20 protein-coding genes are annotated in these 23,004 nt (G+C 54.8%); 8 read left to right on the forward strand and 12 right to left on the reverse strand.

The genetic code is table 11. From position 1 onward, the window contains the following. Positions 1-57: 57 nt before the first annotated feature. Positions 58-2,409, reverse strand: coding sequence for a glycosyl hydrolase family 95 catalytic domain-containing protein (locus tag FAES_RS06470; RefSeq protein WP_015330399.1), 2,352 nt, complete (start codon positions 2,407-2,409; stop codon positions 58-60). A 141-nt stretch (positions 2,410-2,550) separates the two neighbouring features. On the opposite strand from FAES_RS06470, the gene FAES_RS06475 reads away from it, so the two are divergent. The 3 genes from FAES_RS06475 to FAES_RS06485 all read left to right on the forward strand — a co-directional run bounded on the left by FAES_RS06475 (position 2,551) and on the right by FAES_RS06485 (position 6,597). Then, positions 2,551-3,300: a DUF3291 domain-containing protein gene (locus FAES_RS06475; protein WP_041257608.1), complete on the forward strand. Its 750-nt coding sequence runs from the start codon at positions 2,551-2,553 to the stop codon at positions 3,298-3,300. A gap of 246 nt (positions 3,301-3,546) precedes the next feature. Then, positions 3,547-4,344: a hypothetical protein gene (locus tag FAES_RS06480; protein ID WP_015330401.1), complete on the forward strand. Its 798-nt coding sequence runs from the start codon at positions 3,547-3,549 to the stop codon at positions 4,342-4,344. Positions 4,345-4,479: 135 nt separating this feature from the next. After that, positions 4,480-6,597, forward strand: a complete 2,118-nt coding sequence (locus FAES_RS06485; RefSeq protein ID WP_015330402.1) for a peptidylprolyl isomerase — start codon at positions 4,480-4,482, stop codon at positions 6,595-6,597. Positions 6,598-6,687: 90 nt separating this feature from the next. Here FAES_RS06485 and proB read toward each other — a convergent pair whose 3' ends face one another. Next, positions 6,688-7,722 carry a glutamate 5-kinase gene (gene proB / locus FAES_RS06490; protein WP_015330404.1) on the reverse strand — a complete coding sequence of 345 codons (1,035 nt, stop codon included), beginning with the start codon at positions 7,720-7,722 and terminating at the stop codon, positions 6,688-6,690. 90 nt (positions 7,723-7,812) lie between these two features. Beyond that, positions 7,813-8,442 (reverse strand): leucyl/phenylalanyl-tRNA--protein transferase, encoded by a 630-nt coding sequence (aat, locus tag FAES_RS06495; protein ID WP_015330405.1) that lies wholly within the window; start codon positions 8,440-8,442, stop codon positions 7,813-7,815. Between the two features lie 479 nt (positions 8,443-8,921). Between aat and FAES_RS06500 the strand changes: the two genes are divergently transcribed. Together FAES_RS06500 and FAES_RS06505 are read left to right on the forward strand one after the other, a co-directional pair. After that, on the forward strand, positions 8,922-9,626 hold the full coding sequence (locus FAES_RS06500) for a GNAT family N-acetyltransferase (RefSeq protein WP_041258626.1): 705 nt from the start codon (positions 8,922-8,924) through the stop codon (positions 9,624-9,626). 160 nt (positions 9,627-9,786) lie between these two features. Further along, positions 9,787-11,217, forward strand: a complete 1,431-nt coding sequence (locus FAES_RS06505) for an inorganic phosphate transporter (RefSeq protein WP_015330407.1) — start codon at positions 9,787-9,789, stop codon at positions 11,215-11,217. Between the two features lie 70 nt (positions 11,218-11,287). Here FAES_RS06505 and FAES_RS06510 read toward each other — a convergent pair whose 3' ends face one another. From FAES_RS06510 to FAES_RS06550, 8 genes are all read right to left on the reverse strand, one after another. Then, positions 11,288-12,286, reverse strand: a complete 999-nt coding sequence (locus tag FAES_RS06510; RefSeq protein ID WP_015330408.1) for a S1C family serine protease — start codon at positions 12,284-12,286, stop codon at positions 11,288-11,290. A 1-nt stretch (position 12,287) separates the two neighbouring features. Next, positions 12,288-12,872, reverse strand: coding sequence for an RNA polymerase sigma factor (locus FAES_RS06515; protein WP_015330409.1), 585 nt, complete (start codon positions 12,870-12,872; stop codon positions 12,288-12,290). Positions 12,873-13,348: 476 nt separating this feature from the next. Continuing rightward, the gene (locus FAES_RS06525) at positions 13,349-15,445 is read right to left on the reverse strand and encodes a carboxy terminal-processing peptidase (RefSeq protein ID WP_015330410.1); all 2,097 of its coding nucleotides are present in this window, start codon (positions 15,443-15,445) and stop codon (positions 13,349-13,351) included. A 96-nt stretch (positions 15,446-15,541) separates the two neighbouring features. Continuing rightward, positions 15,542-16,327 (reverse strand): BamJ family beta-barrel-assembly machinery protein, encoded by a 786-nt coding sequence (gene bamJ, locus FAES_RS06530; protein WP_015330411.1) that lies wholly within the window; start codon positions 16,325-16,327, stop codon positions 15,542-15,544. A 222-nt stretch (positions 16,328-16,549) separates the two neighbouring features. Further along, on the reverse strand, positions 16,550-16,783 hold the full coding sequence (locus FAES_RS06535; RefSeq protein WP_015330412.1) for a hypothetical protein: 234 nt from the start codon (positions 16,781-16,783) through the stop codon (positions 16,550-16,552). Between the two features lie 77 nt (positions 16,784-16,860). Next, entirely contained in the window at positions 16,861-18,435 is a 1,575-nt protein-coding gene (locus tag FAES_RS06540; protein WP_015330413.1) for a M28 family peptidase, read from the reverse strand. A gap of 109 nt (positions 18,436-18,544) precedes the next feature. After that, positions 18,545-18,799: a hypothetical protein gene (locus FAES_RS06545; RefSeq protein WP_015330414.1), complete on the reverse strand. Its 255-nt coding sequence runs from the start codon at positions 18,797-18,799 to the stop codon at positions 18,545-18,547. Further along, positions 18,774-19,373: an RNA polymerase sigma factor gene (locus FAES_RS06550; protein WP_015330415.1), complete on the reverse strand. Its 600-nt coding sequence runs from the start codon at positions 19,371-19,373 to the stop codon at positions 18,774-18,776. Before FAES_RS06550 ends, FAES_RS06545 begins: the two co-directional genes overlap by 26 nt. Positions 19,374-19,685: 312 nt before the next feature. Here FAES_RS06550 and FAES_RS06555 point away from each other — a divergent pair, with 312 nt between their 5' ends. From FAES_RS06555 to FAES_RS06565, 3 genes are all read left to right on the forward strand, one after another. Further along, a complete protein-coding gene (locus FAES_RS06555) occupies positions 19,686-19,991 on the forward strand; it encodes a (2Fe-2S) ferredoxin domain-containing protein (RefSeq protein WP_015330416.1) in 306 nt (101 codons plus the stop codon). A gap of 96 nt (positions 19,992-20,087) precedes the next feature. Beyond that, the gene (locus FAES_RS06560; RefSeq protein ID WP_015330417.1) at positions 20,088-20,777 is read left to right on the forward strand and encodes a YjjG family noncanonical pyrimidine nucleotidase; all 690 of its coding nucleotides are present in this window, start codon (positions 20,088-20,090) and stop codon (positions 20,775-20,777) included. 609 nt (positions 20,778-21,386) lie between these two features. After that, positions 21,387-22,166, forward strand: coding sequence for a 3-hydroxyacyl-CoA dehydrogenase (locus FAES_RS06565; protein WP_015330418.1), 780 nt, complete (start codon positions 21,387-21,389; stop codon positions 22,164-22,166). Between the two features lie 5 nt (positions 22,167-22,171). Here FAES_RS06565 and FAES_RS06570 read toward each other — a convergent pair whose 3' ends face one another. Then, entirely contained in the window at positions 22,172-22,945 is a 774-nt protein-coding gene (locus FAES_RS06570) for a class I SAM-dependent DNA methyltransferase (RefSeq protein WP_015330419.1), read from the reverse strand. Positions 22,946-23,004: the final 59 nt, after the last annotated feature.

Here is a 23,004-nt window from a genome sequence, read left to right on the forward strand (position 1 = left end):
ACGCTATTAACCACAGACCGTTTCAGTATGGAGCTCTACAGTTTCGTAGAATTACTGCTACAGTGGACTAAGTAGTAGTACTTCGCCTGCCTTGCAGTCGCGGATTATTTTTTCACCGGTTTGTGCCTGTCCATTCAGCTTATAAGTAGCGCCGAACGGATGCACCAACGCGAGCTTGCCACCCGCCAGACTCTTCACACGCACTTCCGTAACCGTGCCTTCTTTTACAGTGGCCCCAACCAGAAAAGCGCCCTCGGTACGGACATCGTCAAAGTTCAGGTTTTGCCAGGTACGTGGTCGGTTGGGCAGCACATAGATGGCATCGTCGCGGTTTTGCACCAGCAGTTCCAGCACAGCGCTCAAGGCACCAAAGCCGGCATCGAGTTGCATCACTTCCCGGTTTTTGGCTTCCTTTTCCCAATCGGGTGCACCGAGCAGGCTGGTGCCGTTGGTATTGGCGTTGTGCAACGTACCCCGGCCTTCATTCACGTAGTTTTCTTTCCAATAGTGTAGCCATTTGATGGCGGCATCGGTCTGTCCGGTGCGGCTCAGCAGAATCGACGCCCACGGAATCGACCAGCCCGCCCAGCCCCCGGCTCCCTTGAAGCGCCACGCCTCCAGGCTGTTGTCGACCAGCTTGCGCTGCGCCGGGTCGTTCAGGTCGATGGTCGCGAACGGATACACACCGCCGAGGTGCGAGTGGTGCCGGTGGCTCTCGATGAGGTCCATGCCCTCCCACAGGGCGATGCGCTCATTGCTGAGGTTCCACTCGTCCATAAACTTGCCACTGATTACCGTGTAGGCCGGAAGGCGTTTGTCGACGTCGGCCCAACGCGGATCAACGGGCTTGCCCAGCGCGGCAGCGGCCTGAGGCAGAATCCGGCAGATCCGGTGCAGGGCCGCCAACTGGAAGCTGGCATCGCGCCCCCAGGCATTCATGGCTGCTCCGCGATATTCCGGGCTCACCGACACGGGCAGGCTGAAGCGCTTGCCGCCTTGCCCGTCGCTCACTTCTTCCAGCATGGCATAATAGCCTTCGAAGGCCCCGTTGAGCATGGGCCAGACCGTTTCGTCGAGCAACTTGGGCGCATCGTATTGATCGAGGCCATACCGGTAATTTTGCCAGGCCATCATGGCCATCCAGGCGGTGCAGGCGTGGTCGATGGTGCCCGTCCAGAACGTACCCACCACGTGGCAGCGGTCATCTACGGCATGGGGGAGCATCAAAGCACCCGGTCGGCCAAAAAAGGCTTCACCGTTCTTTTTCAACTGTGGCATCCACCCGCCGATCATCCGCCACAGGGGCCGGAAATTGGCCAGCCGGTTGGTCGCCAGCGCAGGCGTGTAGATCATCTGCACGTTGATGTTGAAGTGGTAGTCGTTGCTCCAGGGGACCAGCTGCTGCTCTTCCATGAACGGCCCTTGCAAGGCGCAGGCCAGGCCGTTAGGCGAGGTCGCAATAGCCTGTTTATACAACCCGTAGTCGATGATTTCCTGCAAAAGCGGGTCGGGGAGGGCAATGCGCGGCACCACCCGGTAATAGCTGGCCCAGAAGGTATCGGCGGTAGCAATCGCCGACGGCGCCCGGTCGAGCAACGCCTGCATGGCCGGGTAGTCGAACCGGCGTGTTTTCCGGTTGTAATACAGGTTGCTGGTCTGGATGTAGACGTGCTGCTCGTTGACCTGATCGTAACCTACCAGCAAGGGGTCGTCTTCGGGCAGCGGCTGAATGAACGCGCCCTTACCATTATTTTCTTTTACGACCCAGGTGGGTTCTTCAATACTTGCCGCCCGCAGTTGATCAGCCACAAACGTGTAGTGCGGAATCAGTTTGAACGCCAGCTTACCACGCAGACCCTTGGGGATGTCGATGTCGGTAATCTCCAGACTGGCGGCCTGCCGGATGTTGATCACGTGGCTCAGTTGCTGCGGGTCGCGAACCACCACCTGCAACAGCCCCCGGTCGGTAAAGAGGTTACCGTAGAGAATGAGCCAGCCTTTGGGCATCGTTACGTCGAGCCGCCCGCCACTTAGTTGCTGCGGGCGCCCCAATGAGGGTTGCCCCGATTTCGGCACCGTAAAAGCGGCCTTGATCCCGGCTTCATCGCCGGCCTGCAATTTGGCTTTCAGGTCGGGAAAAGTTGTCTTGGTGGTAAATTCGACCCCGCCCCGGTGGTCCCAGAAACCCGTACGACTGATGGTGAGGTGCAACACATTACCACCGCCCCAGACCATGATCCCCTGCGTACCATTGCCCAGCAGCACGCCCGTATGGGGCCGGGGCAGCGGAAACTGCCAGGTTAGCGTGCGGGGCGGCAACTGCGCCAGCAGCGGGGTGGTGTGGCAAAGAAGCAGTAAGGCAAGACAGAAACTAAGCAAAAAGCGCATGGCGGTGTTGGTCGAATGCATTCGTCAAAAGTAGCATTCGCAGCCCCGTTGAAACAAGCGGGGCAGAATTCCGATTTACGAAGTACGGCATACTGTTCTGCCTGCGCGGATACGCGTAGTTTGCGAGCAAAATCGTACATCGCCGTTTGTCAATCAGACTACATGGTTACCCTTTCCGTACTGAAATTTGCCCCGGGCGACCGGTATCGAGCCTTTGCCAACATGGGTCGCTGGAGTATGAAGCCCTTTGACGCGCCGGGTCTGCAATTCCAGAAGATGATGGGTACGGGCAAAAACTTCGGCCTCTGGCCCGACTTTTCGCAATATGTTTTTTTGGCGACCTGGGCGAGCGAGGCCGATGCCATGCGCTTCTTCGCGTCTGATGCCTGGCAACCGTTTCTGCCCGTAACTCAATCAGGCGTACCCAGCCCCGGCGAATCCACGCGGGGCGAATCCACGCCGGGCGCGGACTTGCCGGGGCTGGGTACGTTGTTTCTGGAGCCGTTCAAATCACATGGCCGATGGGGCGGTACAAACCCCTTTGAGGCCTCAGACGAACGCCCGCAGGCCCCGCACCCCGCGCTGCCCGTGGCTGTACTCACCCGAGCGACCATCCGCACCAGCAAGCTGTTCGACTTCTGGCGGAACGTACCTGCCGCGCGGCAACGCCTGACCGGGCAGGGCGACAAGCTGTTACTGGCTATCGGATCCGGCGAGGTGCCGCTGGTGCAGCAATGCACGCTCAGTGTCTGGCGCGATGCCGCCACCGTCGATCAGTTTGCGTATCGGCAGAGCGGCCACAAAGAAATTGTGAAGAAAACCCGGCAGCGCAACTGGTACTCTGAAGAACTGTTTGCCCGGTTCTGGGTCGTCAGGGCGGAGGGGAGTTTGGGTAAACTCGTCGGCAACTAACGCAGTCGATCGCATTTACTTTCAGTAAAAAGTCCTCACGCGCTTTGACAGGGGAGCCACGGGCTATGTATGTGAAACATAGCCCGTGGCTCCCTACGCAGCAACTAAAAAGGGAGAGGTTGAACAGGGTGGATACTTATAGTCTGTTGTAGTAAGTCAACTATATCGCGAAAGTATATTGACCTAAGCTTACAGGGCCGTTTACATTTACGGTTATTTTTCCGTTTACTTCCCTTTTTGATTGGTATGAGTAATTCCGGCGAGTCACTAACGGTGACGGAGATGAGCGATCTGCGTGAAGCCATAAAAGCCAAGTACAGGACCTACCAGTCGCTGGACAGGGATCGCTTTCCTGATTTTGAGTACAATAGCAATCGGGCTAATTACCAGCCGCTCAAAGAATCATTCGAGGTAGAATTTTACGAAATCAGGAAGATTGATCGGATAAACAATGCGCTTCACGTGCCCAGCACCAATACGCTGGCGCTGCTATTCACAAACCCAGATTTTATCCCCGGCAAAAAGATTCTTAATACCTGCCAGTCCTACGCAAAGGGACCGTCCACGTTAGTTGCCAACGAAGCCAACATGGGTGTTGCTCAGGCAAAGCCAGCAATAAGCCGCAATGGGGCGCTGGTACTCGCAGGCGTTGTGGTTGGTGCTGCCCTGCTCATCTACCAGACAACGCAGCAGGCATCGCCCGGCAGCCAATTGATCATCCATCGCCCTTATCACGATCAGATTGTGCCGCGCCAGCTACTAGCTGAGGGCAGAGTGACCGGTCTGGATACGGTATGGGTCGTCGTGCGGGCAATTGGGCGTGGGCAGTATTGGGTACAGCCGCCGATTGGCGTAGAAGCGACGGGCAAATGGCTCGGACGAATCTATATAGGCAGTGTGGATAAGGGCGATATTGGCGTCAGGTCTCAGATTCGGGCATTTGGTCGCCCCGCCATTGCGCTGCAAGAAGGGCAAATCCTGACCAGTTGGCCTGAAGCCGACTACGCGTCAGAAACCATAGAGGTGGTTAGGGGAACAGAATAACCCCGACGGGCGCCGCGTCGATGGCTCGTCAACGCTCGTTTCGCGAGACAGATTATGCATTAACCTTTGGCTTCATTCTTGTATCCCAACGGGAAAGATTGTTATTTTGCGGGCTAAATTCGTGTATAAACCGAGATGTCATTAATTAACAAAATCCGTGAACGCTCCGGATTGGCAGTCGGCGTCATCGCCGTTAGTTTGATTCTGTTTATTGTGGGGAGCGATTTGTTGGGGGGGCGGAGTACGCTTTTCGGCCAAAACGATCAGGAAGTCGGCGAAATCGATGGAAAAACCATCGATAACCAGGATTTTCAGGCAAAAGTCGATCAGATTCGGGCTCAGTATGAACAACAAACGGGCCGCGCCCCTGGCGAGCAGGAAATGGTGCAGGTTCGTGAGCAGGCCTGGAACCAACTCATCTTCGAAACCGCCTACCAGAAAGAATTTGACAAGCTCGGTCTGACGGTGTCGCCCGACGAACTCGTCGACATGGTGCAGGGTGAGAACATCAGCCCCGAAGTGCGGCAGGCGTTTACCAACCCCCAGACGGGTCAGTTCGACAAAAACCAGATCATCCAGTACCTCAAAGGGCTGAACAGCGTACCCCCGGCGCAAAAAGCGCAGTGGGCGAGCTTCGAGCAGCAATTGAGCGTCAACCGGGTGCGGGAAAAGTACAACAACATGCTCCAGATGACCAACTACGTCACGTCGGCTGAGGCGCAGAAGGAGTACACGGCGCAGAATACCAAAGCAGACGCGAAATTCCTGTTTGTACCCTATTACTCGGTCAACGACACCACGGTGAAAGTGACCGATTCGGAGCTGGAAGATTACCTGGGCAAGCATAAAGACGAGTTCCCCGGTGCTAACACCCGCTCGATTCAGTACGTAACGTTTGCGGTGAATCCATCGAAAGAGGACAGCGCATCGCTCTACAACGAAATCAAATCGCTGGCGCGTGGCCTGGGTGGTGCTAAAAACGACTCGACCTACGCGCGTCAGAATTCTGACGTGCCTGTTGCGCTGTATCAGACCATCGGTGAGATGCCGACGCAACTGCGCGCCGCCGTGCCGACGTTTGCGCCGGGTGGCGTATACGGCCCCTTCCGCGAAGGCAACACGTACTTCATTTATAAGTACGGTGGCACGAAGAAAGACACCAACTTCACCGTTCGGGCCAGCCATATCCTGATCCGGGCAACGGCGAAAACCGATTCGGCCAAAGCACAGGCAAAACGCCGGGCTGAAGGTATTCTGAAGCAGATTCAGGGTGGTGCCAGCTTTGAAGCCCTGGCGCAAAGCAACAGCGAAGATGGCTCAGCCCAACAGGGTGGTGATCTGGGCTATTTCAAAAATAACGGTGGTATGGTGAAACCGTTCGAGGCCGCCGTATTTGGCTTTGCTGGAACCGGTCTGATTCCCCGCGTGGTCGAAACCGACTTTGGCTACCACATCATCAAGGTGACCGAGCCTAAGACCAACATCCTGTATCGGGTAGCTGGCATCGGTAAGACAATCACTCCGAGCGAGGCGACCACCAACGAAGCCTACCAGCGCGCGAGCCAGTTTGCGGCCAGCAGCAAAACAAAGGACGATTTTCTGGAAAATGCCAAGAAAGACAAGGCACTGGTCGTAGCCAATGCCGAGCGCATTCCTGAAACGGCGTCGAGCATCAACGCTTTGACCGATGCCCGCCAGATTGTACGTTGGGCATTCGATGACAAAACAGATATGAACGCTGTGTCGGAGCCTTTCCAGGTTGGCGACCAATATGTAGTGGCCGTTCTAACGGGTGAAACTGACAAAGACAAGGTAACGATCAACGATTACCGCGCCGAACTAACCGCCAAAGTACGCAACCAGAAGAAAGCCGAGCAGATCCTGGCGAAACTGGGCAACGCATCGGCCGGTACGCTGGAAGCAATGGCGCAGAAATACGGTGCTGGCGCTGTCGTTGAAACCGCCGAAGATATCAACCTGTCGACGGGCTTCCTCCGCTCAGCGGGCGTTGATCCGGTTGCGCTGGGTCGGGTGTTTGGGTTGAAAACCGGCAAACGGTCGAAGCCATTTGCGGGTGAAAGCGGTGTACTGATTGTTGAGCCTACGCGGATTGCCCCGGCTCCGAACGTAGCTGACTACGCCATGTACAAGACGCTGCTTCAGCAGAATCAGGCGCAACGTACCCCGGTCTACATGAACGAGGCTATCAAAGAAGCCGCCAACATCGTTGACCGGCGCGCTAAACTCTATTAAGCACTCGCAAACCGATACGGTTTACAAAGCAAAGAAGCCGCTCAGGTACGTACCTGAGCGGCTTCTTTGCTTTGTAATGACGGCTATCTGCTACAGCAAGACGATATCATTGGCGTGAGCCACCTCCACATTCTGGCGTGAGGACAAATTGGTCAGCGCCGCCGCCGATAACCGCGCCTGCGCGACGGCAACGGCTGTGCCTGCCTCGTCGATCAGCTCGATAACTTCGCCTGCTGAAAAATCGCCCAGAATCTCACGGATGCCCACCGCCAGCAGGCTACTACGCCGTTGCAGGGCCGCCACCGCCCCGGCATCGACACGTACCTGACCCACCGCCAGACTACCACTTGCCAGCCAGCGGTTCCGCGCTGAAAGCGTGGTAGGCTGCGGATCAATTTGAGTGCCTACCTCGCCTTTAAGCGCACCGGCAATGCTGTTTGGTTCAGCCAAGCCGAAGATGACCACCCGGATGCCCATTCTGGCTGCCAGTTTGGCAAAGGTCAGCTTGGAAGCCATACCCCCAAGACCCAGCGAGGACTTGTCGGTGCGTACCACCCCAAACACCGATTCGTCGAGGCTGGGTACGTGCCGGATCAACTGATTATTGGCATCGAGCAGCCCCCCAACGGAGGTACACAGCATCAGCACCTCGGCCCCGAACCCCACCGCCAAGAGCGTAGCCAGTTCGTCGTTATCAGAGAACTTTAATTCACGGCTGCTGACGACGTCGTTTTCGTTTACGATCGGAATAATACCGCTCTCCCACAGCGCCTCGTAGGTGTCTTTCAACTGAAGAAACTGATCCCGGTTGGCAAAGTGATGTCGCTCGCAAAGGCTCTGCGCGATGGTGACACCATACACGGCAAAGAAGCGACTATACACGTTAAGGAGTAGCAGGTTGCCAACTGCCGCGGCGGCCTTACGTTGGCTGATCTCACCCCGATAGTCGCGTAGGGCGCTCTTTCCGGCCCCCACGGCGCCCGATGAGACCAGTACCACATTGTATTGATCGCGCAGAGCCGCTACCTGTCGGGCTATATCAACCAGCACGGGCTCGTTCAGTTCGCCGGTTGATTGGGTGATGGAAGCAGTACCGAATTTAAGAACAAGTACGGGCCGGGGCATTGGAAAGGTGTTTTACGTTTAAGGGTCAAAGTTAGCGCAGTCCCTTATTTGTGCGCTAACCAGCGTTGATCCTCGGACGTCGCCCCGTGTTCAATCCCCGGCGTGGCTTTTGAAGAGATGCTCGATGGCCGCTTCCGTAAAGCGCGCTTTTTGCTTCAGCGCTTTCTTCAGTATATCGTTGTAGGTACGTTTGGGCACTTCGATAGCCCCAAATCGTTTCACGTTATCATTGATAAACTGCGTGTCGAGCAATTGGAATTGCTGCTCGCGCAGAATAAGAATCAGGTGGTGAAACGCCACCTTGGAGGCGTTAGGAACCAAGTGAAACATGGACTCGCCAAAGAACGCTGCCCCGATGGCAACGCCGTATAACCCCCCAACTAAACGGTTATCTATATACGTTTCTACGCTATGCGCTAAGCCCACGTGGTGGAGTTCCGTATAGGCCTCAATGATTTCTTCTGAGATCCAGGTACTATCATCTTCTGAGCGCGGAATGGCACAAAGCCGCATTACCTGCTCAAAATTCGAGTTTATGCGTACGTCGAACAGCCGTTTATTCAGCGTGGGGCGAAGCGATTTGGCTGGCTTGTAGGAATCAAGTGGAATAACGGCACGCGGGTCTGGCGAATACCAATAGAGTGTGCCATCTGCATCCGCCATCGGGAAGATGCCGTTGATATAGCCGTAGATCAGGTCGTCGGCGGTCAACTTGCTCATGGGGGTCCGAAAGGGATGCTGTGTAATAAGACAAAGTTATAGAAAACATTTTGGTAAGTTACAAGAACGACCATCAATGAATTGTGAAGAAGTAGGAATAGTGATTGGCGCTGCTTTTGCAGGGCAAAAGTTGGTTGTCGGTGGTGCGATTTTAGTCAGTAAACAAAGCGCAGAAAACGACGTAAAAAAAAGCCGAACGAAATCGTTAAAAATCTGTTTATGGATTGCAAGGTCAGAGCAATTTATCGACTTTTGCCCGCGTTTACGAACAAGCACATGAACCAACCCGGCTACATACAGGCAATCTGCCACACAACGCCCTACCGGTTCAGGTCCGTGAGGACCCTATAACGCTGTCCTGCTTCCGTAGCAGGCCCTCTTCGCCCCACTTTTTTCTTTCCATCTTTTTCATCATCCGGATAAAAACGTCTCCGTTTGAGGCCGCCGCCGACCCGTTGTCGGGCGTTCAATAAATGACGATGATCACGCACGAAATAGTTAACGATCAATACATCGTTCAGGTCGCCAACAAAGACCACATTGGGCTGGCAGAAACCATCTGTCAGCAAATGGCTGAAAGCGCTAAAGCCCGGGGAACGGGTATCGCCAAACGCTCGCCCCTGTACCTCATTGAAAAAATGTTGGAAGGCAAGGCGATTATTGCTCAGACGCTAACCGGCGAATGGGTTGGGTTTTGCTACATCGAAACGTGGGATCACGGCAAGTTTGTCGCTAACTCAGGGCTAATCGTTCATCCTGATCATCGTAAAAGCGGGATCGCCACGCGGATCAAGGCAAAAGCCTTTGAACTCTCGCGGACGAAATACCCGGAAGCTAAGATCATTGGGTTGACCACCAGCCTCGCCGTGATGAAAATCAACAGCGATCTGGGCTATCAACCCGTAACGCTGAACGAGCTGCCAGGCGATGAAGCCTTCTGGAAAGGTTGTCAGACCTGCGTGAACTACGATATCCTGACGCGCACCAACCGGAAGCACTGCCTGTGCACGGGTATGCTGTACGATCCTGAAGAGCACAAGCAGCAGGAGAAGAAAGCGCCCTGGAATTTCTTGAAAGAATCGAAACTGTATGAACGCTGGCAGCGCCTGAAAGAGCGGGTGTTGCTCCGGTTTAGCGAGCGCCCAGTTCCCAAAAAGCGGGATCGCGAGCTGGAAGCTGCTTAGTGGCATCGGCCCCTGGGTCAGGATCAGGTACGTTTGCCGGTCAGACCCCAGGGGCCGATTAACAATTTCTTAATATAGGAGGGGGTAGACTACCCAACGGATTAGCGGACCTTTGCAGGCGAACCCACTGCCTGATAACGGTAATTAACGGCTATCCACTATGTTCGGCTTAGAGACCGGCATTTTTCTCCTCTTGGCTCTTTGCGTCCTCGCCGCACTAGCCTTCGAATTCATCAACGGCTTTCACGATACTGCCAACGCCGTTGCCACCGTCATTTACACCAATTCGCTTCAACCCACGCAGGCCGTTGTCTGGTCGGGGATTGTCAACTTTATTGGCGTTGTGACGGGCGGCGTAGGGGTCGGTATGAGTATCGTCAACCTGCTTCCCGTTGAACTGTTGGTCGACCAGAACGTGTATCATAGTATCGCGATGGTGCTGGCGCTGTTGCTGTCGGCCATTATCTGGAACTTCGGCACCTGGTATTTTGGCCTGCCCGCCTCCAGTTCGCACACACTCATTGGCGCCATTCTGGGCGTGGGACTGGGCTTTGCGCTACTTCCCGAAAACACGATGGGCGTCGCGGCTGTCAACTGGGACAAGGCGAAAGAGGTTTTTCTGGCCTTGTTCCTGTCTCCGCTCATTGGCTTTAGTCTCGCCGTTATTCTGATGTTTGTGTTGCGGCGCGTATTGAGCCGACCCATTCGCAAGCAGATTTTCGACGAACCACATCCTGGACAGACCCCGCCCGGCTGGATTCGGATCCTGCTCATTATCACCTGTACGCTGGTTAGTTTCTTTCATGGCCGCAACGACGGGCAGAAAGGCATCGGGCTGCTCATGCTGATCCTAATCGGGATTCTGCCCACATACTTTTCCATCGATACCCGTCTCGACATCAAGCAGCTACAACCCGACTTAGCGGTTGTTGAGCAGAAAATTGGTGCCATTGATAAATCGCAGCTGGCTAAATCAGAACTGGAACGTATCCAGAAAATTGACACCAGCCTTGCTAACCTGCGCCCGGTGGTGACCAGTGGAACGTATCCACAGAAAGACGCTATCCTGATTCGGAAGGCGCTGCTTACCATCAGCAGTAACGTGAAAGCGCTGATCGGCAGTGAAAGCGTTAAGCTGAGCGCCGCCGACAAATCAGCGCTGTCCAAAGCCGCCACGATTGAAGAAGAAGGCCTTCGTAAATACACCGACCATGCGCCCTTCTGGGTCATCCTGATGATTTCCCTGTCGCTGGGCTTTGGCACCATGATCGGCTGGAAACGGATTGTGGTAACGGTAGGGGAGAAGATTGGTAAATCGCACCTGACCTACGCGCAGGGGGCATCGGCCGAGTTGGTTGCCGCCACCACGATTGGGCTGGCTTCGGGCTTGATTCCCGGCTTTAAAGCACCCGTTAGCACCACACACGCGCTGTCGTCGGGTATTGCGGGGGCCATGGTGGCGAGCAAAGGAATCAAGAATTTGCAGGCTAAAACCGTGCAGAGTATCGCACTCGCCTGGGTGCTGACTCTCCCGGCTGCCATTCTGCTTTCCGCTACCCTGTTCTGGATTCTCCGGTGGCTACTGGGGTAAACAGCAAGAAGCTCCTAAAACGAAAAGGCAACCCGTTCAGGTTGCCTTTTCGTTTTAGGGTAGTTTTAAACTAGTGCTTGAACACTTTCACTTGATACACGTAACCCTGCATCTGCCGAATCTGTTGCTTGCGCGACAGGCGGGTCATGCGGTTTTTATGATTAAGCGCCAGCGGATTGCCTTTGAGTGAATCGGGCGAAATCGTGTTGAGGGCGTCGAGCAGGATGCCTGTTTTCACGGCAAACGTAGCACCTTCAGACGTCAACTGTTTAGCAGTGATGATACCAATAACGCTGCCGTTTTCATCGAGAAGCGGCCCCCCCGAGTTACCCGGGTTCACGCTGATGGCTACTTGGTACGCCGCTGAGTCGCCACGGTAGCCTGTACCTGAGCTCAGGTAACCTTCGCCATAAACAATTTCTTCCCGCGGGTAGCCGAGTGTGAATACGCGCTCGCCAAGGTCCGATGGCCGGGCGTTGAACACATACGGAATAGGTGGCAGGGCATGGAAGGCGGTATCCTGACCAATGTCGAGAAACGCCAGGTCGTGCGTCGGGTCGCTGTGAACGAGTCGGGCTTTGTAGACCACCCCCTGCTGACTCTGTACGTACACCGAGTCGGCGCCCTGCACAATGTGGTTGTTAGTCACCATCAGCCCCGCCGTTGTGAGCAGGAAGCCCGAGCCCGCCACCTGACCGGGGTTCTGCTGGAATACCCGCCCCCGACCGCTGAGGTTGTTCAGCAGCTTGGTTTGGGTCTGTTGCAGCACCGCGATGTTCCGCATCATCGTGCTGTACTGCTGATCCTGCTTGTGGCCCGTCTGGTAAGACCGGTACAGGCTGATGGTAGCAAAGGTAGTCAGAATCGCCACGGCGGCGGCGACTGCCAACGTAGGCCGGTGTGCCTGCCACCAGGTACGTACCTGCGTGCCGCGTGTTGGCGGCGCGTTGTCGAGTAGCCCTTCGTCCGCCAGTTGCTGATGAACGTGGGCCAACTTTTCTTTGAAGGCCAGCCGCCGACCATAGTCGCGGAGGGCGCCTTCAATAGGGTCTAAATCGTTGGCGTTCATATCATTCTTCTTTGTAGTGGGTAAAAAATATTCGCCGCAACCGCGTCAGGCATTTATGCTTCTGCGTTTTGGCATTATCTGAATTGGTATAACCGAACTTCTCCGCAATGGCATTCATGGAGAGGTGCCGGATATAAAAATCTTCGAGCAGCGTTCGGCAGGGTTCGCCCAACTGATCCAGCGAGGTCGCCATCTGCTCAAACTGCTGATCGCGTTGCTCGTGATCGGCCATATCGTTGGCAATCGCCTCAACGGGCTCTTGCGTCAGAAAATCAGTCCTGATCATCGGCGACCGTCCCTGCCTGGCCAACTGCTTCAACCACAATCGTCGTGCCACGGCGTACAGGTACGTCTTCAACTGGCAATGCAAGGTAAAATCGCCACTCACTACCTTCTCGTACAACACAATCAGGGTTTCCTGATAAATGTCCTGTGCGTCGTCGGCTGATCCGCTGTTGGCCATTACCAACTGCGCAATCATCGGGTAATGTTGCCGATAGAGCTGATGCAATGCCTTATCTGCCCCTTCCGCCAGCCCGATTAGGAGATCCTCATCGGTCGCGGCCAACCGCGTTGTTTCGCTCATCAACTGCTCAATCGTTAATACGCATTTGGGTAAAAGGGTAACCCAGAAAAAAAGATAAAAATTTTTGAAAAAAGGTGGGTTACCTTCTCCACGCCCCGGTATTAATGGATGGAAAGTTAACTAATCACCGCTAAACAAATTACGACCATGAAAGGCTTCGCAAAATCAGCAATCTTCGCTCTCTCAGTTATCGCTCTGGCTACTTCTTGTGAATCAAAGAAAGCTGAGTCGACTACGACTACGACCGACACTACGTCAATGATGTCAACTGACACGTCTGCTAGCAGCATGTCAACCGACACGACGATGATGGCTCCTGAGTCAACATCAATGGCGTCAGACTCAGCGAAGTAATCACTTCGCCACCGCTTACAGAAAGCCCCTCGCAACCGAGGGGCTTTTTGCGTTATAAGCTGGGCATAAAAAAACCTATAAGGTTTTTAAAGCCTTATAGGTTTGATTGAAAGGGAGTTAAGCTACTGCCCGCCGGTCTTGGTCAGGCTCGGCTTGTTGCCCTGAAAGGCAATCATATCGGCCAGAATCCGGCCCGCTTCGGTTAGGAAGGCATCTTTCTTCTTGGTAGGCTTAGCTACTTCGGGGGCTTCTGCACCGGGCGTTGAGGCAGGCTTGTTCGTGCCAGCGACTTTCTTCTCGGCTTCTTCCTTTTCTTTCTTCCGCTTGCTTTCCAGCAACGACACCGTCGTGTTTTCCTTGGCCTTCTTGAACTCAAGCACGGCCTGCGCTTCACGCTTCAGATCCGAATCGGTTTTCAGGCGCTGCTCGTACTTGTCGCGCAGGCGGGTCGTCAGCCGGTCGCTGATGAAGTTGGTTGCGTCAAACCGCGTCGGGTTGATCTGATCCCACGGCAGGGCGCTGGGCTGCGAGCTTTCGCCGTAGTCTTCTGCCGAGAAACGCGACGGGAACTCGATATCAGGCGTCACGCCCTTATGCTGCGTACTGCTACCGTTAATGCGGTAAAACTTCTGCACGGTCATTTTTACCTGCCCTACTTTATCCTGCTCTTTCGGCAGCATATTGTCGAGATCGATGAGCGTTTGCACGGTGCCTTTACCAAAGGTCTGGCCACCGACGATGATACCACGCTTGTAGTCTTGAATGGCCGCAGCAAAGATTTCCGAGGCTGATGCGCTGAACCGGTCAACCAGAATAGCCAACGGACCATCATACGTCACGCCGGGGTCCGAGTCGGCCATCACCTCCGTGTCGCCGCCTGAATCACGTACCTGAACCACCGGCCCCTTCGGGATAAACAAACCCGTCAGGTTGATGGCTTCATAGAGCGAACCACCGCCGTTGCCGCGCAGGTCGATTACGATACCATCTACTTTCGCCAGTTTCAGCGAATCGATGATCCGTTTGACGTCGGTCGTCGTGCTGGCCACATCGGCTTCGCGGCGGCGGGCGCCTTCAAAATCGCGGTAAAACAGCGGGATGTTCACAACCCCCAGTTTATACGGGTGACCATCTTCGGTGATGTCGAGGATCTCCTTGTGCGCACGCTGCTCTTCGAGCTTCACTTTCTCCCGCACAATCCGAATCTCTTTCGGACCATCGGTAGCGAGTGCCGTCGCGCTTTTCACCTGAAGCCGAACCACCGTGCCTTTAGGGCCTTTGATGAGTTTAACGGCTTCGTCGACGGGAACGCCAATGACACTGACCATCGGGCCGTTATCCCCTTGCGCTACACCCGTGATCTTATCGCCCGCTGTAAACTGCTTGCTGCGGAAGGCAGGACCACCCGGTACCAGATCCGAAATCTTGATGTACTCACCATCTTCCTGCAACCGGGCACCAATGCCTTCCAGCGATTGGCTCATCTCTTCGTTGAAGAGCGAGGCCGCCCGTGGAGCCAGGTAGTTGGTATGTGGATCGAGCGCTTCGCCGAACGCGTTCATGTACATCTGGAACACGTCTTCGCTCTTGATGCGGCCCATGTTCTTGGTGATGTTTTTGTAACGGCTCGTCATCAGCGTCGTAATGGCGGTGTCAGCTTTGCCGGCCAGTTTCAGCTCCAGCGCCTGGTTCTTGAGCATCTTCCGCCAGATGTCGTTCACTTCCGCCGCATCTTTCGGCCAGGGTGCTTTCTCGCGGTCGACGTTGTAGCTCTCGTCTTCGGTGAAGGTAAACGGCTTCGTCAGCAATTGCTTGACGTAATCGTTACGCTCACCCACCCGCCGACGATACACATTGAACATGTCGAAGGCCGCTGTCAGGTCGCCATTCACCAGGGCGTCGTCGATCTGGTTTTTGTATTTCTCGAACGAAGCAATATCCGATGCCAGCAGGTACACGCGGCTGGGATCCATATTCTTCAGGTAGTTGTCCCATACCACTGCCGAGAGGGAGTCGCTGAGGCGAACTTTCCGATAGTGGTGGCGAGTCAACAACTGCGTCACTACCTGTTCAACGCGTTCCTGCGTAACAGTAGGTTTAAGATCATCGGGCGCGGGTGCGTAACCCGTTTGCGACGTAACCGGCGCGGAGGCCGTTCGCGAATCCGGCTGAAAGCTCAGCATCAGCACGGGAATCAGGGTGATCAGGTATTTACGCATGGAGAAAAGGCAGAGGGCGCGGGGTCTGAGGCAATGGGTCGGTATGCTACCAGCAAGAGTAAAAAGACACTCTGCCTGAAGCCCCGCGCTCCCTGCTTAATTTGTTTTTACAATGTCCAACAATTCAATGTCAAAAACGAGCGTCGAGCCCGGGCCGATATCGCTACCCGCCCCCCGATCGCCGTAGGCAATGTCAGATGGGATAAACACTTTCCACTTCGAGCCAACGGGCATCAGTTGCAGCACTTCCGTCCAGCCCTTGATCACTTCCGTTACGCCAAACTCAGCGGGTTCCCCGCGCTGTACTGAACTATCAAACACTTTGCCATCGAGCAACGTACCTGTATAATGTACTTTAACCCGATCGGTGGCGGTGGGTTTTGGCCCGGTGCCTTCTTTCTCAATTTTGTACTGCAATCCGCTGGCTGTGGTTTGCACACCCGGCTTTGATTTGTTTTCAGCTAAGAACGCCGCCCCCATCTTTTTGTTTCCTTCGGCAGCTTTCGACTGCTCGGCCATGCGGCTCATCTGCTGTTTCTGCATGTAGCCCATCATGATCTGCTGCATCTGCCCTTCATCGATGGCCAGCTTCTGGCCTTTGAGCGCGTCGTTGATCGCCTGCGCGAGTATACTGGTGTTGACGTCGTTCAGGCGCTGCTGCTTCAGGCTTTGGGCAATGCTGTAGCCGATGCTATAGCTCAAAGAGTCGTTACTGTTGGTCAGCGTTGCTTTGGGGCCAGCCGAAGTGGCGGGGCGCGTAGCGGCCGAACGGGCCGGTGTCGACGGGCGGGCGGGTACTGCTTTCCGGGTTTGTGAAAAGGCGTGGTTGGTAATGAAAAAAGTAGACATCAGGCCGACAGCGGCCACGCGAAAAAACGTCATGAGAACGGGATAAAAGGTTGTTTTTAACAACGGTTGGCTAATTGGAAAACGTGTAGCAGCCCATAAATAGTTTGGTTTTTGCGGCCACCCGACCTATAAATTAACAACGGATCAATAAATTGTCCAAACAGCATCTAGTTGATTTGGTGGGGGTTAGCCAAAACAAAAACCCACGCTTGTGGCGTGGGCTTCGTTAAAATGTGTTAAAGTCAGTTGGTTGGGCTATTTCACTTCTTCGTAATCAACGTATTCACCGCCCTTCATCGACGAACCATCCCGGCGGCCGGGCTTCGGCGTGACGCGGGTTTCGCCTTCCCGAATGGGGGCGTTGCGTTCATACTGCCGGCGCTGTTCTTTCACTAACTGCCTACCTACCAGCAGATAGAATAAGAAACGGCGTACTGGCGGTACAAAAACGATGAGCAGGGTGAGAATAAAGAGGGCCTTTAGCAGCATGGGAAAAAGGTGTTTAGAGTCATAACGTAGGGTCGCCGCATTTGGTTTATACCACTACGCCGTAACCAACTGAGTGTCTACTTGTATAACGCTTTACCGGCCGCTTCATACTTATCGCCCGCGACCCAGAACGGCCGCGTGGGCCGGTCGGCGATGAGGCGGGCGGCCCGGGCGTAGGCCTGGCAAAAGCGCAGTAGGTAGTCGTAGTCGATCGTATCCGGGTTGTCAGATACCTGATGGTAATTCTTCATCAGCTCTTCGTCGAAGGCTTTGAACCCCTCCGACAGCGTAGGAGCGGGAATCCCCTTGGCTGCAAAGCTGACGTTGTCTGACCGATCGAACAGCCCCTGTTCGGGCGCCGGATCGCCAAAAACTGACAATCCGAACGTACCGGCAGCCTGCTCGATTTCGGCCCGTGCACCGGTGCGGTCGAGGCCAATAACTGATATCAACTTAGTGTCGTTATAGCCCGCCCCGTCGATGTTGAAGTTGAAGATGGTTTGCTTCAGAGGGACCAACGGGTGTTCGGCGTAATACCGGCTACCCAATAGGCCCACTTCCTCGCCCGTGAGCGCCACGATGATCACCGACCGTTTGGGTTTTTGCTGCATTAACGTTTTGGCAGCGGCCAATAAGCCTACCGTACCCATGCCGTTGTCGCGGGCTCCGTTAAAAATAGTGTCGGTGGGCGTGGTGGGGCTACCGCCCTGTTTGCCAACACCGATATGGTCGAAGTGGGCCGTGAGCAGCACGTATTCGGCTTTCAAGGTCGGGTCGGTGCCTTCGATGATCCCCGCCACATTGACGGCCTGTACGGGTTTGGCCACCCGTCCCGACGATTGCACCGTTACGGCCGCGTTGTCTTTTAAGGCACTCAACTGCCCTTTGCCGTTATCGGCCCAGATGTGTAGCAACTGCGGCTGATCGGCCGATTCGCCAGCAGGCGCCAGCGCCAGTTGTTCGCTGTTGAAATAGCGATTGACAAACGCCCAGGGTGCGGTTGGTGAGGCAAATAGCTCGATTACGCCCAGTGCGCCCCGCTCGGCAGCGAGTTTACGTTTGGTCGTCATGGCCCCCATTAGCTCGCGGGGCGTCTTGGCTTCAGCCGAACCGACCTGCGTGATCACAAACTTGCCTTTTACGTCTTTGCTGGCGTAGTCGTCGGGGGTCAGGCCGTAGCCGACGTAAACGCTGGGGGCTGTCTGGTTGATTGCCCCGCCACTCATGATGACAAATTGGTTGCCTAACTGAAGCGAATCGCTGCCAAAGCGAATCCGGCCCGACGCCGTGGGCTGGGTACGTTGCAAGGCCACCGGCTGGAAAAAGCTGTTGTTTTCGGCGGCTGGCTTCAGGCCCAGCAGGCGAAACTGCTCGGCAATGTAGCGGGCAGCGGCCATATTGCCCGGTGAACCCGTCCGGCGTCCCTGCAACTCATCCGACGCGATAAAGCGCAGATGGGCTTCCAGTTCGGCTTTGGTGAGTTGCTGCTCGGGCATGGCCGGCGTTGTGGCTGTAACCGTCGCGGTAGCCCGCCTGCCCGGTTTGGGTTGGGCGAGCGCTGGGGTAGTTTGATACGATACGGCAAAGGCGCTAAGCAAGGCGCAGGCCCGGAGGCTAGTTCGAAGACTGACTCGAAGAGGAAGTTGATTCATGGATGCAGGAAAACAGGAAAGCAACTTACAAAAAATGCTGACGCATAGCCGGGGATGCCCAGCCAGACGTCAGCATTTTCAATGGTAGCTGCAAAACAAAAAAGCCCAGTTACGCAACGCCGGTCGGGTTTCGCAACTGGGATAAAGGATGGTTGGTAGAGTAAGAAAGGATCGTCTCGACGGTCGAGGGGCGGGGTGTCCGGCTGATCTTGTCCATGAGCGAACGTAGCTCAAGGGCGTCCATGAAGAATCCCATCAAGGTGGGTTCAGCCATCAGGGCTTCTTCGATCAGTACATTTTCCTCTTCGGAAGTCTCTTCGTAGACATACCGGATTACATCATCTTGGGTAAACGTTTTTGTCATAGCTTGTAGGACGTTTGCTTAATTGCTTACGCAGGTTAATTAAAGCATAACGCATACGTCCCAAAGCGGTGTTGATGCTGACTCCGGTCGCATCGGCGATCTCCTGGAAACTCATTTCCTCGTAGTGCCGCATAATTAGCACCTGCCGTTGCTGTTCGGGCAATCGCTGAATCAGCTCGCGCAGATGCTCGTGTGTCTCGCGCCGAATCTGCACCGCCTCTACTGAGTCTTCGGCAAATTCGAGCGTGTTAAACACGTTGCTTCCGTCTTCAAACACTACGTTGGGGTAGCGTTTATCTCGCCGGAAATAGTCGATCGCCAGATTGTGAGCAATACGGATAATCCAGGGCAGAAACTTGCCTTCTTCGTTATAACGACCTGATTTGATGGTATCGACGGCTTTGATAAAGGCGTCCTGCATCAGGTCTTCGGCTATGTATTGGTCTTTTACAATCAGGTAAATGGTTGTATAGACCTTACTCTTATGCCGATGAACGAGTTTTTCAAAGGCTTTCTCACTACCACGGATGTACGACGAAATCAGCTCACTGTCGTTAACCTGGGCTTTTTCCATTTCAGAAAGACAATTAGGTAACGTAGAGGATTTTGTCGATAGTGTGTTCCGGATTAAGTTTTAATGTGATCGGCCTGACTTCTTATCAAAGTAACAAAACCTATCCAAATTTTACAAGAGTCGCTGACGGTATTTTTGCGGATTGGCGACCCTAACGCCAATTGTAGAGCGAATAACGTACCAATATACGAGAAATCCGATTCTACGGTTGCGTGGCGCCAACTAATAATTGGATAAATAATGGCCTCTAGGGTTTAATCGCCCCCTGTGGGCTACCTTCGCCACAGAAAATATTGACATACTGCCAAACGTATGAAATTTCAGAAGCACGTTTTCATTTGTACCAATCAGAAAGAAGCGCCTAAAAAATGCTGTGGCGCTGAGCATGGGGCCGCTTTGGTGGCTGCTTTCCGGCAGGAACTGACGCAGCGCGGCCTGCAAAAAAGTATTCGGGCGCAACCCTCGGGTTGTCTGGATGCCTGCGCCTTCGGGCCGGCGGTGGTGGTGTATCCAGAAGGCACCTACTACGGAAATGTCCAATTGGCCGACGTACCTGAGTTGGTTGAAAAGCATCTGGTCGGCAACGAGGTTGTCGAGCGGCTGGCCCTCGACGTTTAAGTGAGTAGTTGGTCATTGGTCACCGGGCGGTGACCGATCCCGACGAGGGGTTGCCCGGCATTGGCTGGTGATTAATGACCAACGGCTTGTTGCTGTATGTATACACATCTTTTTTTTGACCTCGATCATACACTCTGGGATTTCGATCGGAATTCGGCGGAATCCATCGCTGAACTGTACGAAACGCATCGCCTCCACGAACGGGGCATTGCATCGGCCGATCAGTTCGCTGAGCAGTTCATTGTCATCAATAAAAAACTCTGGTACGACTACGACCGCGACCTGATTACGCACGACTACATCCGGCAGAATCGGTTTCCGCTGGTGCTTCAGTCGCTGGGCGTTGATGACGTGAGTGGCTGCGCCGATTTGAATACCGACTACCTGCGGCTACTGCCCCAGAAAGCCCACCTGACCGACGCCGCCCGCGAGTTGCTAGAGTACCTGCATGGCCGTTACCGAATGCACATCATCACCAACGGATTTGCTGAAATTCAGGCGGTAAAGATGGCCTCGGCCGACATTGCTCATTTTTTCGAGCATGTGGTCACCACGGCCGAGGCCAACGCCAAAAAGCCGAACCCACTCATTTTCGACTACGCGCTGAACGTAAGCGGTGCCACCGTTGCCGAGAGCCTGATGCTGGGCGATAATTACGAGGCCGACGTGCTCGGCGCGAAGGCGGTTGGACTTGACACTGTGTTCTACAATCCGAAGGGGGAGGTCGTTGAGGAGCCTGCCACCTATACCATTCGTCACTGGGATGAGTTGAGGGCCATTCTGTAAAACCAGGAGCTCAACTCGTCGCTGATTCCCTCGCCAACAGGCAGAAGCGGGCTGGCCTTTATGACAGAGTGCAGCCATTGCCTGCCGTTGGCAAAACAGTTAAGTGTAGTTAGGTATAGTGCCTTACAGATGATCAACTGAGTCGAGGTACTAACTAGTATAATTAGCTATTCTATACATCCTATAAAATACGTAGACTGTTTCTTGGTGTGCAACGTATATGCGTACAAACAGCTATTCTTCTGGTGTCAGTGCGAGACAGAATCAGGAGTAAAGCTGTATGTATACGGGTTTATAGCCTTATTGGAGTGATAAAAAAAGTAGTAATTATCTTATTTGCTTTGGGCTTGTGCTGTTTATGGTTAGCATTCTCGATGAAAAAGAGGTCTACAGCATTAATAAGAACACTTGAATTGGCGCGGTAAGCTCGGCAATAGTAGGCCGATTAACCATTCAGGTACGTTGTTAGTCGTCTGCTGGTAGTTGCGAGCCAGCTAGTAGCCACCGCCTTACTATTTTTGCTCACAAACAATTCACTGTTCACGGTGTACTGCCAGCTCTCCTTGGGCACGGTAGCCAACGGCGGACAGGAAACCAAAACACTTCTTCATGAACTTACAACAAGCTACGGCCCTCGTGTCGGGGGGCGCTTCGGGTTTGGGCGAAGCCACCGTACGGGCCTTTCACGCGGCTGGTGCCAACGTCATCATCGCCGATCTGAATCAGGATCGGGGCAACGCGCTGGTAGCCGAATTGGGCGACCGGGTTCGGTTCGCCCTGACCAACGTTGTCAGCGAAGCCGATGTGCAGCAGGCGGTCGATCTGGCGGTCGGGACCTTCGGTGCGCTGCATATTGCCGTCAGTTGCGCGGGCATTGCCGAGGCCCGGAAAACGTTGGGTAAAGTGAATGGCGAGTACGGCCCGCATGCGCTCGACGCGTTCCGCCGTACGATTGAAATCAACCTGATCGGGACATTCAACGTGATCCGGCTGGCGGCATTTGCGATGGAAAAGAACGTACCCAACGAGGAAGGTGAACGCGGGGTGCTGATCAACACGGCTTCGGTTGCCGCCTACGATGGACAGATTGGACAGGCCGCGTATTCGGCTTCGAAAGGCGGCATCGTGGGCATGACGCTCCCCATTGCCCGCGATCTGGCCAAGTCAGGGATTCGGGTGATGACGATCGCGCCGGGCCTGTTTGAGACGCCGCTGCTGGCGGGCCTGCCCGAAGAAGCCCGGCTGTCGCTGGGGCAGCAGGTGCCGTTTCCGTCGCGGTTGGGCCGCCCGACCGAATATGGGTTGCTGGCCAAAAGCATCGTGGAGAACCCCATGCTCAACGGCGAGGTAATCCGGCTGGATGGCGCTATCCGTATGGCTCCGAAATAGGCGCGTCAGGCCTGCATGACCGTAAAGAGCGAGCTCCCGAAAGGGAGCTTTTTTAATAAGGCCCCTTCGGCTTTTACGAGGCTGTACAAAAGCCGGTTGACCGGTGCGCTGGGTACGTCGACGTCGGAAGTCGCCTGGCTGAGATCGACCCAGCCACGCCGGATCTGAAAGCGTTGCCAGCTCCGAATGGCCAGAATCAGTGGGGATAGTAGCAGGCTCCAATAGGTGGCGTAGCGGATATGTAGACCCGCTTTGGTCGCAAACTGGCGTATGTCGCTCAGCACAAAGCGCTTGGGCCCGCCCACCGTGTAATCGTGAATGCCGATGAAGGCGTCGAACGCATTGTTGTTGCTGATAAGCAATCCGTTGGGCTTGAGCCGCTGCCGAACGGTTTGCAAGACCGAAGCGGCCGCTTCGTCGGATATGTACATCAGCACGTCGTTGCAAATGATCGCGTCGAAACGTTTGTCAGGTACGTAGTCGGCCAGGTTCCGAATGTCGTGGTGGCTGATGCGTAGTCCTCTCGACTGCGAAAACGCTACCCCATCGGCCGAGAAATCGAAGCCTTCCAACTGGGTGTAGCCCTGTTGCTGAAGATGGAGCAGCAGCCCGCCCGTACCGCAGCCTGCGTCGAGAATGGCTATGTCGGTTTGGCCGGGAAACTGACGCTGAAGCTGCTCGCTCACTTTTTCGTGGAGAATCCGGTACCACCAGAGCGTCTGCTCGGCCCGAAACATGCGTTCGTATTCAGCGCGTTTGTCAATCATAAAAGAAAGCATGGGGCAAGGGGCTGGGGACGTGGGGCATGGGTTAGGGGTAAAATCACCCCTAACCCATG

The organism is Fibrella aestuarina BUZ 2 (genome assembly GCF_000331105.1).
GTDB lineage: Bacteria > Bacteroidota > Bacteroidia > Cytophagales > Spirosomataceae > Fibrella > Fibrella aestuarina.